This is a genomic window from Cellulomonas hominis (assembly GCF_901521055.1).
GTDB classification, from domain to species: Bacteria; Actinomycetota; Actinomycetes; order Actinomycetales; family Cellulomonadaceae; genus Cellulomonas; species Cellulomonas endometrii.
The window spans coordinates 25,027-35,046 of record NZ_CABEGA010000045.1; the positions used below are offsets into that span (position 1 = coordinate 25,027).

Below are 10,020 nucleotides of genomic sequence, written 5' to 3' on the forward strand. Positions count from 1 at the left end.
CGGCAGCGCTCGCCCCGCCCGGACGCGTGCCCGGGCGGGGCGGGAGCGCGACGGACGGCCCGTCAGGCGCCGGTCGTCGCCGCCGTCAGACCCCGACGGGCCAGCAGCGGGCCGATCTCCGGGTCGCGGCCGCGCAGGTCGCGGAACGCCGCCATCGGGTCGACCGAGCCGCCGCGGGACAGCAGCCGCGCCCGGAAGGCGTCGCCGTTCCCGCGCTGCAGTCCGCCGTTCTCCTGGAACCAGGTCACGGTGTCGGCGTCGAGCACCTCGGACCAGATGTAGGAGTAGTACCCGGCCGAGTAGCCGCCGCCGAACACGTGGTTGAAGTACGTGGTCCGGTACCGCGGCGGCACGGGCGCGAACGCGACGCCCGCGGCCTCCAGCGCGGCGGCCTCGAACGCCTCGACCTGCTCCACGTCGGTCGGCACGTCCTCGGGGGCGAGCCGGTACCAGGCCTGGTCGAGCAGCGCGGCGCCGAGGTACTCGGTGGTGGCGAACCCCTCGCCGTCCTGCCGCGACGCGAGCATCGTGTCGACCCACTGCGACGGCATCGGCTCCCCGGTCACGTGGTGCACCGCGTAGGACCGCAGGACCGCCGGGTCCCACGCCCACATCTCGTTGACCTGCGACGGGTACTCCACGAAGTCGCGCGGCACCTCGGTGCCGGACTGCGACGGGTACCGCACGTCCGAGAACAGCCCGTGCAGCGCGTGCCCGAACTCGTGGAACAGCGTGATGACCTCGTCCCAGGTGAGCAGCGTCGGCTGCCCGGCGGGGGGCTTCGGGATGTTGAGGTTGTTCACGACCACCGGCTGCTCGCCGAGCATCGCGGACTGGTCGACCAGGTTGTTCATCCACGCGCCGCCGCGCTTGGAGTCCCGGGTCCAGTAGTCGCCGAGGAACAGCCCGAGCCCGCTGCCGTCCGCGTCGTGGACCTCGAACACCCGGACGTCCGGGTGGTAGCCGACCAGGTCGGGGCGCTCGGTGAACGTGAGCCCGTACAGCTCGTGCGCGGCGTGGAAGACGCCCTTCGTCAGGACGGTGTCGAGCTCGAGGTAGGGCCGGAGCACGGAGTCGTCGAGCGAGCGGCGCTCCTTGCGGACCTGCTCGGCGTAGTACGCCCAGTCCCACGCCTCGAGGGTCGCGCCGGGGACGTCGCGCTGCAGCGCGGCCTCCAGGTCCGCGGCCTCGGCGCGCGCGTTGGCGACCGCCGCGGGCGCGAGCCGGGCCAGCATGTCGGCGACGGCCTCGGGCGTCTTCGCGGTGGCGTCCTCGGCGATGTACGCGGCGTGGTGCGGGTAGCCGAGCAGCCGGGCCCGCTCGGCACGCAGCCGCGCCAGGGACAGCAGGGTCGCGCGGGTGTCGTTCTCCCCGCCGCGACCGCCGCGGCGCACGGACGCGGTGTGCAGCCGCTCGCGCAGCGCCCGGTCCGTCAGCGACGCGAGCGCCGGCTGCTGCGTCGGCAGGATCAGGTCGATCAGCCACGCGCCTTCGTGCCCGCGCCGCGTGGCGGCCTCGGCCGCCGCGGCCCGCGCGTCCTCGGCGAGGCCGTCCAGCTGCGCCTCGTCGGTGACCAGCACGGCGGAGTCGTTCGTCTCGGCGAGCAGCTGCCGGCCGAACACCGTCTCCAGCCGGGTGATCTCCGCGTTCAGCTCGCGCAGCCGGTCCTGCGCGGCGTCGTCCAGCCGCACGCCGGCGCGCACGAAGGCGGTGTGCTGGCGGTGCAGCAGCCACGCCGTGTCCGGCGCGAGCTCCAGCTCCCCGGCCTCGGCGGCCTCGCGCAGCGCCTCGACGCGCGCGAACAGCCGCCGGTCCAGGTAGAGGGCGTCCTCGTGCGCGGCGAGCAGCGGGGCGATCTCCTCCTCCAGCTCCTCCAGGCCCGGGGTGGAGTCGGACGACGACTGGTTGAAGAACGCGGTGGCCGCGCGGTGCAGCAGCCGGCCCGAGCGCTCCAGGGCCTCCAGCGTGTTCTCGACCGTCGGCGCCTCGGTCGACGCGGCGACCGCCTCGATCTCGGCGCGGTGCTCCACCATGCCCGCGAGCAGGGCCGGGCGGTAGTGCTCCTCCCGGATCCGCGCGTAGTCGGGCAGCGCGTAGGGCAGCGTGGACGGGGTGGCGAACGGGTTGTCCGCGTCGAGGGTGGAGGTCATCGGGCCATCATCGCCGACGACGCGTGCTCGGCGCGGTGCAGCACGCCGGTCCACTCCGCGCGCGGGGCTCCCCGCTGCTCGCCGTCGCGCGGCTCGGGGTCCACGGTGAAGCCGGCGCGCTCCGCCACCCGCCGCGACGGCACGTTCCCCACGAACGCCCGCCACGTGACCCGGTCCAGGCCCAGCCGGCCGAAGCCGGCGTCGAGCACGAGCCCGACCGCGCGCGCCATGAGCCCACGACCGCGGGCGTCCGGCGCCAGCCAGTACCCGAGCTCCGCGGAGCCGTCCCCGCGGGCCGCGAGGCCGACCATGCCGACCAGGTCGCCGCCGGAGCGCACCGCCCAGTTGAACTGGGTCGCCTGGGCCCAGCCGTCGGCGACCATCCCCGCGACGAACGACTCGGCGTCCGCCCGGGAGTACGGGCTCGGGACGGTGGTCCACTCCTGGATCGCCGGGTCCTGGCACAGGGCGGTGACGCGGTCGACGTCGGACGGGCCGGGCGCGCGCAGCAGCACCACGCCGTCGGTCAGCTCGAAGGGCTCCATCGGGACACCGTGCCATCCCCGGGGCGGCGCTGTCCGCCGGTTTCCGCGATCCCCGGCGCGGCGGCCGCTCAGCCGGCCAGCACCTTCGCCGCGTCGACCACCGGCAGGCCGTGGGCCGCGCCGACCCCCGCGTGGTGCAGGGCCCCGGCGTGGGTGGACAGGCCGGCAGCCAGCGCCGGGTCGGCGGCGAGCGCCTCCCGCCAGCCCCGGGAGGCGAGGGCGGTCAGGTACGGCAGCGTCGCGTTGGTCAGCGCCCGGGTGGACGTCACCGGCACGGCGCCGGGCATGTTCGCGACGCAGTAGAACACCGCCTCGTGCACCCGGAACGTCGGGTCCGCGTGCGTCGTCGCGCGGGTGGACTCGAAGCAGCCGCCCTGGTCGACGGCGACGTCCACCAGGACCGAGCCCGGGCGCATCGCAGCGACCATGTCGTCCGTGACGAGCTTGGGGGCCCGTGCCCCGGGCACCAGGACCGCCCCGACGACGAGGTCCGCGTCCGCGACGGCCTCCCGGATCGCGTACGCGGAGGACGCCAGCGTCCGCACCCGCCCGCCGAACGCGGTGTCCAGCTCGCGCAGCCGCGGGACGGACAGGTCGAGCACCGTCACGTCCGCGCGCATCCCGAGCGCGACCTCCGCGGCGTGCTGCCCGGCGACGCCGCCGCCGATCACGACGACCCGTCCCGGCGCCACGCCCGGGACGCCGCCGAGCAGACGCCCGGACCCGCCCGCGCTGCGCATCAGGTGGTACGCGCCGACCTGGGCGGCCAGCCGGCCGGCGACCTCGCTCATCGGGGCGAGCAGGGGCAGCGACCCGTCCGCCAGCTGCACGGTCTCGTAGGCGATCGACGTGACACCCGAGGCGAGCAGCGCGTCCGTCTGCGGCCGGTCGGCGGCCAGATGCAGGTAGGTGAACAGCACCAGGCCCTCGCGCAGGTACCCGTACTCGGAGGCGACGGGCTCCTTCACCTTGCAGACCAGGTCGGCCTCGCCCCACGCCTCGGCGGCCGTCGCGACCACCCGCGCCCCGGCGGCGACGTAGGCGTCGTCCGTGATGGCCGAGCCCGTGCCGGCCCCCGCCTGGACCAGCACCTCGTGGCCCGCCGCGACGAGCTGGTGCACCCCGGCGGGAGTGATCGCGACGCGGTACTCGTGGTTCTTCACCTCGGCGGGGATCCCGACCCTCATGATGACGCCTCCCGGCTCGTGCGGTGCCCGCGGCGCCGACCGGCACCCGACACCGACCAGCGTGAACTTTGCGGTGTTTCCGCGGGGTATCCGCGCGTTTCGGTTCGTTACGCTGCCGCTGTGACCGAACTTCCTGCGACCGACGGTGCGACGTCAGTCACACCGTCGAACGATCTTCGAGCCGTGCGCGTGCCCGGTCCGCCCGCCCGGCCGCCGGGTTCGCCGGAGTCGCGCGAACCCGCGGGCGCGGTGGTGCTCGACGGCGTGGACCGGCAGCTGATCCGGCTGCTCCAGGAGGACGGGCGGATGGCGAACAACGCGCTGGCCGCGGCGGTCGGCATCGCGCCGTCGACGTGCCTGGCGCGCGTGCGGGCGCTGCGCCGCGCCGGGGTCATCCGCGGGTTCCACGCCGACGTCGACCCGCAGGCCCTCGGCCGGGGGCTGCGCGCCATGGTCGCCGTCCGGATGGCCGCGGGATCGCGCGCGTCGCTGGAGCCGTTCGCCCGGTCCGTCGCCGCGCGGCCCGAGGTGCTCGACGTGTACTTCCTGGCCGGGGCCGACGACTTCCTGCTGCACGTCGCGGTGCGGGACACCGACGAGCTGCGCCGCTTCGTGGTCGAGCGGCTCAGCGACCGGCCGGAGGTCGCGTCGACGGAGACGAGCCTCGTGTTCGACCACCTGCGCGGCCGCGCGGGCTGAGCCCGGCGCCCCCGACGGCCCGGGCGCGCGGCCCCCTCAGCCCGTGAGCGCGTCCCGCACCCGCGCCCAGTCCCCGGCGCGCCGCAGCCCGGCGGCGAGCGTCGCGGGCGGACCGCCGTGGTGCCACGCCCACAGCGCCGCCTCGGTCCCGCGGGCCAGCGCCCAGCCCGCCGCGGCGGCCGGGTCGAGCCCCGCCCGCTCCGCGACCAGGAGCAGCCGCTCCCGCAGCGTGCGCACCGGGTCGGCGGACCGCCACGGGTCCCCCACCTGCTCCAGCAGCGGCCACGGGTCGTACGCGGGGTCGCCGCGCAGGGCCTTCGGGTCGATCGCCCGCCAGCCCCCGGCCCGGTCGGCCAGCAGGTTGCCGGGGTTGCCGTCGCCGTGCAGCGTGACCTCCCGCGCCGCGGCCGGGGCCCGGAGGACGTCGTCCGCCGCGCGCAGCAGGCCGGCGTCCAGCCGCAGCCCGGCGCGCGCCGCACGGTCCGCCCGCTCCGCCGCGAGGTCCGCCCACGACGCCGCGACCGCCGTCAGGCGCGGGAGCCGGGCGGGGGCGGGTGCCTCGTGCAGGACGCGGAGCACGTCGGCGGCCTCCGCGAGCCGGCGCACCACCGGCGTCCGCACCGCGCGCATCGGGGTGCCCGGGCGCACCCGCTCCAGCAGCAGGGCCCAGTCCGGCCCGTCGTGGTCGACCAGCCGCACCGCACCGCGCCCGTCCCAGGCCGCGAGCACCGCGGCCTCGTCGCGCGCCTCGTCGTGCGGGAACGAGATCTTCAGCACCAGGTCCGCGCCGTCCCGCGTCACGGGGGCGCACCACGAGGCGGAGCCGGACGGGAACGGTGCCCCCGCCGTCAGGTCCCAGCGGCGCAGCGCGCGCGTCACCAGGGACGGGAGCGTCGCCAGCCACGCCGCGCCCTCGGGCGTGCGGCCGGCGCCGGTCAGCAGGGCCGGGGGCACGGCGGGCTCGACGCGACCGGGCCGCCGCGCGCCGGTGCGGCGCGCCTCCGCGGGCACGGGGTCACCGGTGCGCACGATCGGCCGGGAACCGCGGGACGAGGGCACGACCGACAGGCTAGAGGCGACGAGCGGCGAGGACGGCGGGGATGGGCAGCACGGGCACCTACCGCAAGCAGCGCGCGGGCGCGCCGCCCGGGTTCTTCGCGTGCGAGGCGGCGGGGCTGCGGTGGCTGCGGGTCCGCGGTGGCGCGCCGGTGGTCGGGGTCCGGGGCGTGGGCGGCGACCACCTCGACCTGGACCGGCTGAGCGAGGTGGCGCCGACCCGGCGCGCCGCGAAGGACTTCGGCCGGGGGCTCGCCGTCACGCACGGCGCGGGTGCGCCGCGGTTCGGCAGCCCGCCGGACGGGTGGAGCCGCGACGGGTTCTTCGGGCCGCTCGAGCAGCCGCTGCCGATGCCCGCGGGCGACCACGACAGCTGGGGCGCGTTCCTCGCGGAGTGCCGGGTCGAGCCCCTGGCGGCGGCGGCGCAGCGGCGGCGGGTGCTCGGCGCGGACGACGTCGCGCTCCTGCACCGCCTCGCGGACGTGCTGCGGAGCGGGGCGCTGGACGACGACGACCCGCCCGCGCGCCTGCACGGCGACCTGTGGTCGGGGAACGTGCTGTGGACCCCGGAGGGCGCCACGCTCATCGACCGGCGGCGCACGGCGGGCACCGCGAGACGGACCTGGCGATGCTGGCGCTCTTCGGCTTCCCGCACCTGGACGACGTGCTCGCCGGTTACCAGGAGGTGCACCGGCTCCGGCGCGGCTGGCAGCACCGGGTGGCGCTGCACCAGGTGTACCCCGTGGGCATGCACGCGGTGCTGTTCGGCGGGGGCTACGCCGCCCAGCTGCGTCGGCTCGCCGCGCCGTACGTGTGACCGGGCCCGGGAACCACGACGGCCCCGGGGGACCCGCCGGCGTGTGCCGGCCGATCGACCCCGGGGCCGTCGGGCGCCAGGTGCAGCATCCGTACGCCACCGTCCGTCGCGCCCGCTTGTCCTTCTCCCGCGCGACCTGAACCGTCCTGGCCTCGTTGAGGACCGTCGGTGACGAGCCACCCGTCCCGCGTCCGTCCACCCCTCACCAGGGGAGCGTTCTCCGCGTCCGGGACGGTCCTCCCGCGGCGGGATGCTGCACCACCGCGCGGACCGTGAGCTCGAGGCTCGCACGGTACAAGGCGGTGGGTCCAGCGGTTATTCCGCGGTCACATCCGCGGGTCGGTGGTCATCCGCGCGGTGATCGTGACGGTGCTGCCCTCCGGGACGGTGCCCTCGGTCGGGTCCTGCGTGACGACGAGCCACTGCATCTCGTCCTCGATCGGGCGGCCCTGGCCGGTCGCGTCCGCGACCTCGACCACGAGGTGCCGGGCCTCGAGGGTGTCGCGGGCCGTCTCCAGGAGCAGGCCGGTCTGGTCGAAGATCTCGACCTCCTCGGGGGCCTGCGTGGCCGACTCGGACGCGGACGGGCTCGACGACGCGTCGTCGGACCCGCCGGAGCAGGACGTGAGCAGGGCGACCGTCGCGACGACGGCGGCCACACCGAGGGTGCGGGTGGACCGGCCGGCTCGGGCGATGGACATGTTCATCGAGGCCCTCCTGGGCGTGTTGCAGTGCTTCGGACGCGCCCCGCCGGGATCGCCGGGGGCCGCGGAGGGCGCGGGGACACGTTCGCGCCGAGCTGGACGAGCAGCGGGTGGTCCTGTGGTCCGGCGGCCGCCCGGGACCTGCCCGGCGGGCGACGCGCCCTCGCCGGTCACCCTACGCCTGTCGGACGACAGGTTTCCGCCGTGTTTCGCCCGTTCATGTCGTCCTGGCCTGCGGACACACCCGGTTGCGAGCCGATTCACCCGGTCGCCCCGAGGTCCGGGCACGGACGGGCGTGACCGGGATCACGGCGTGGCGCCGCTCCTCACGCCGCCCGACCGGCCAGGGGGAACCGGACGCCGTAGTGGTCGAACGTCGCCGGCAGCGGCGCGCCCGCGAGGTACCGGGCCCGGGCGTACCCGAGGTCCAGCCCGGCCAGGTGCGTGAGCAGCCGGCTCCCCACGAGCAGCACCACGTTGCGCCCGGGGCACGACACCGGCCCGCCGCTGAACGGCACGAGGCCCCAGTCGGCGTCGGCGCGCCCGTCGAGCCACGCCTCGGGCACGAAGTCGTCGGCGAACGGCAGCCGCTCGCGGTCCCGGTGGAAGAAGGCGCTCACGATCGCGAACCCCGTCCCCGTGGGCAGCTCGCGGCCGCCCCAGCCGGTCGGGCGGGTGGCGTCGCGGAGCACCACCAGCGTCGTCGGCCACAGCCGGACGGACTCCAGCACGGCACCCCGGGCGTAGGGCTGCATGGCGGCACCGGACGCCGCCTCGGCGCGCAGCCGGTCGCGCACCTCCGGCCGGGCGGTCGCCACGGCCAGCGCCCGCAGCACCGCGGCGCCCAGCGCGTCGAACGCGAATAGCCACTGCGGCACCTGGCCCACCGGGTCGACGCCGTGCGCGGCGCCCGGGCCGGACGAGGCCGCCGCGGCGTGGGCGACGAGGCTGCCCGGCTCGGCGCGCTCCACGTACTGGTGCAGGCGCTCGGCGAGCTCCTGGCGCAGGTGCGGGCGGCGCGGGCGCAGGTACGCCCAGTTCGCGTCCTGCCGCAGCGTCCACATCAGGTCGGTGACCCGCTCGTCGTCGCGGGCGCCGGCGCCGAGCACCACGGTCCGGACGAGCCGCCAGAACGCCGGGGCGAACGTGGGCCAGTCGAGCACGCCGCCCGCGCGCACCGCGGCCGCCAGCTCCGCGGCCTCACGGTCGACGGCGGCGAGCAGCGGGTCCGCGTCCCGGTGCACCGGCTCGGACGTGTCGAGCGCCTGCTCGTTGAGCAGCCGGCGCGGCGGGCGCCGGCCGGACGGGGAGATCAGCACCGAGTCGGGCTCGAAGTGCCCCAGCGCCGCCCGCTTCTCGACCGTCGCCGGGGTGAACGGCTCCGGCGACCCGGCCAGCAGCGCGCCGACGTCCGCCGGGTCCAGCGGCAGCACCACGCGGCGCGGCCCGAGCGTCAGCACGACGGGGGCGCCGCCGTGCTCGCGACGCAGGTCCCGCAGCAGCGCGCCGGCGGCCCGATCGGTCTGCCGCCGCTCCGCCCACGCCGTCACGCGCGGGCGCCGGACGATCGCGCCCTGCGCGACCAGCGGGCCGAGCACCCGGGCGGCGACGGCGGCGGACCGGACGGGGCCGAGGTCGACGGGCGTGCGCGGGCTGACGTCGGTCATGGGGGTCCTTCCGGGACGGGATCGGGGGAACGGGTGCGGCGCGGGCTCACGGCGCGAGGCTCACGGCACGGGGCTCACGGCACGAGCGCGGGCTCCTCGGGCTCGGACAGCGAGAGCAGGGCGCCGACGACGCCGGGGACCTCCGTCACCTGACGCTCGACTGCGGCCAGCACCCGCGCGGCGTCGTCCTCCGCGAGGTTGCCCGCCAGGTCGACCGCGCCCATGAGGAACAGCTGCCGGGCGCCGACGAACTCGAGCCGCAGCTGCGTGACCCGGGCGACCTCCGGCATCGCGAGCAGGGCCCGGACCGCGGCGCGCTGCAGCGCGGGGTCACCGGTCTCCCCCACCAGGAACCGCCGGTTCCGGTCGATGAGCAGCCCGGCGACGACGGCGAGCAGCACGCCGACCAGGATCGAGCCGATCGCGTCGGGGACGGCCGAGCCGGTGACCTGGTGCAGCCCGATGCCCGCCGCCGCGATGAGGATGCCGATCAGAGCGGCGGCGTCCTCGAAGAACACGGCCCGCACCGTGGGGTCGGACGTGGCCAGCACGTGCTCCCAGAGGTCCTGCTCGCGGCTCGTGGCCGCCGACCGCGCCTGCCGCCACGCCTGCAGGAACGAGACGCCCTCCAGCAGGAACGACACCCCGAGCACCACGTACGCGATGACGAACGACTCCGCCGGCTCCGGGTCGAGGAGCTCCTGGACGCCGTGCGTGATCGACACGCCGGCACCGACCGCGAACAGGCCGATCGCCGCGAACAGCGACCACACGTACACCTCCCGGCCGTAGCCGAGGGGGTGCGTCCGGTCCGGCCGCCTCGCCGCGCGGCGCTGCGCCACCAGCAGGAACACCTCGTTGCCCGTGTCGGCCCACGAGTGCGCGGCCTCCGCGAGCATCGACGCGGCGCCGGTCAGCACCGCGGCGACGGTCTTCGCGAGCGCGATCAACGCGTTCGCGGCGAACGCGACGACGACGGTGGTGGTGCTCTCGGTGCGGGCGGGGGCCGGGGAGGGCGCTGCCGGCGTCGCAGGACTCGTCACCGTCCCGGAGTAGCACAGCCGCGGGCCGCCCGCACGGCCGCGACCGGCCCGGACGCCGCCGCGACGGGCTGCCGCGGGCGCGTCTAGGCTCGGTGCGATGTCCGCACCCGACGCCGCCCCCCGCCCCCCGGCCCCGCCGCCCGCCCCCCCCC

8 protein-coding genes and 1 pseudogene are annotated in these 10,020 nt (G+C 76.9%); 2 read left to right on the plus strand and 7 right to left on the minus strand.

Annotated features, from left to right (window positions below; all coding sequences use genetic code 11):
- Nucleotides 1-62: 62 nt before the first annotated feature.
- The 3 genes from KJP73_RS12645 to ald form a co-directional block, all read right to left on the minus strand.
- A complete protein-coding gene (locus KJP73_RS12645) occupies nucleotides 63-2,150 on the minus strand; it encodes a M3 family metallopeptidase (RefSeq protein ID WP_213283220.1) in 2,088 nt (695 codons plus the stop codon).
- The gene (locus KJP73_RS12650; RefSeq protein ID WP_213283221.1) at nucleotides 2,147-2,695 is read right to left on the minus strand and encodes a GNAT family N-acetyltransferase; all 549 of its coding nucleotides are present in this window, start codon (nucleotides 2,693-2,695) and stop codon (nucleotides 2,147-2,149) included. Before KJP73_RS12650 ends, KJP73_RS12645 begins: the two co-directional genes overlap by 4 nt.
- Nucleotides 2,696-2,763: 68 nt before the next feature.
- On the minus strand, nucleotides 2,764-3,882 hold the full coding sequence (ald, locus tag KJP73_RS12655) for an alanine dehydrogenase (RefSeq protein ID WP_213283222.1): 1,119 nt from the start codon (nucleotides 3,880-3,882) through the stop codon (nucleotides 2,764-2,766).
- A gap of 264 nt (nucleotides 3,883-4,146) precedes the next feature.
- On the opposite strand from ald, the gene KJP73_RS12660 reads away from it, so the two are divergent.
- Nucleotides 4,147-4,581 carry an Lrp/AsnC family transcriptional regulator gene (locus tag KJP73_RS12660; protein ID WP_249669353.1) on the plus strand — a complete coding sequence of 145 codons (435 nt, stop codon included), beginning with the start codon at nucleotides 4,147-4,149 and terminating at the stop codon, nucleotides 4,579-4,581.
- A gap of 36 nt (nucleotides 4,582-4,617) precedes the next feature.
- Here the strand turns inward: KJP73_RS12660 and KJP73_RS12665 are convergent, their stop codons facing one another.
- The gene (locus KJP73_RS12665; protein WP_213283223.1) at nucleotides 4,618-5,640 is read right to left on the minus strand and encodes an aminoglycoside phosphotransferase family protein; all 1,023 of its coding nucleotides are present in this window, start codon (nucleotides 5,638-5,640) and stop codon (nucleotides 4,618-4,620) included.
- Between the two features lie 41 nt (nucleotides 5,641-5,681).
- Here KJP73_RS12665 and KJP73_RS12670 point away from each other — a divergent pair.
- Nucleotides 5,682-6,454 (plus strand): annotated as a pseudogene (locus tag KJP73_RS12670) (fructosamine kinase family protein).
- Nucleotides 6,455-6,780: 326 nt separating this feature from the next.
- On the opposite strand, the gene KJP73_RS12675 reads toward KJP73_RS12670, so the two are convergent.
- The 3 genes from KJP73_RS12675 to KJP73_RS12685 form a co-directional block, all read right to left on the minus strand.
- The gene (locus KJP73_RS12675) at nucleotides 6,781-7,161 is read right to left on the minus strand and encodes a PASTA domain-containing protein (RefSeq protein ID WP_213283224.1); all 381 of its coding nucleotides are present in this window, start codon (nucleotides 7,159-7,161) and stop codon (nucleotides 6,781-6,783) included.
- Between the two features lie 323 nt (nucleotides 7,162-7,484).
- Nucleotides 7,485-8,825, minus strand: coding sequence for a cytochrome P450 (locus KJP73_RS12680; RefSeq protein WP_213283225.1), 1,341 nt, complete (start codon nucleotides 8,823-8,825; stop codon nucleotides 7,485-7,487).
- Between the two features lie 74 nt (nucleotides 8,826-8,899).
- Nucleotides 8,900-9,868, minus strand: coding sequence for a cation diffusion facilitator family transporter (locus KJP73_RS12685; protein ID WP_213283226.1), 969 nt, complete (start codon nucleotides 9,866-9,868; stop codon nucleotides 8,900-8,902).
- Nucleotides 9,869-10,020: the final 152 nt, after the last annotated feature.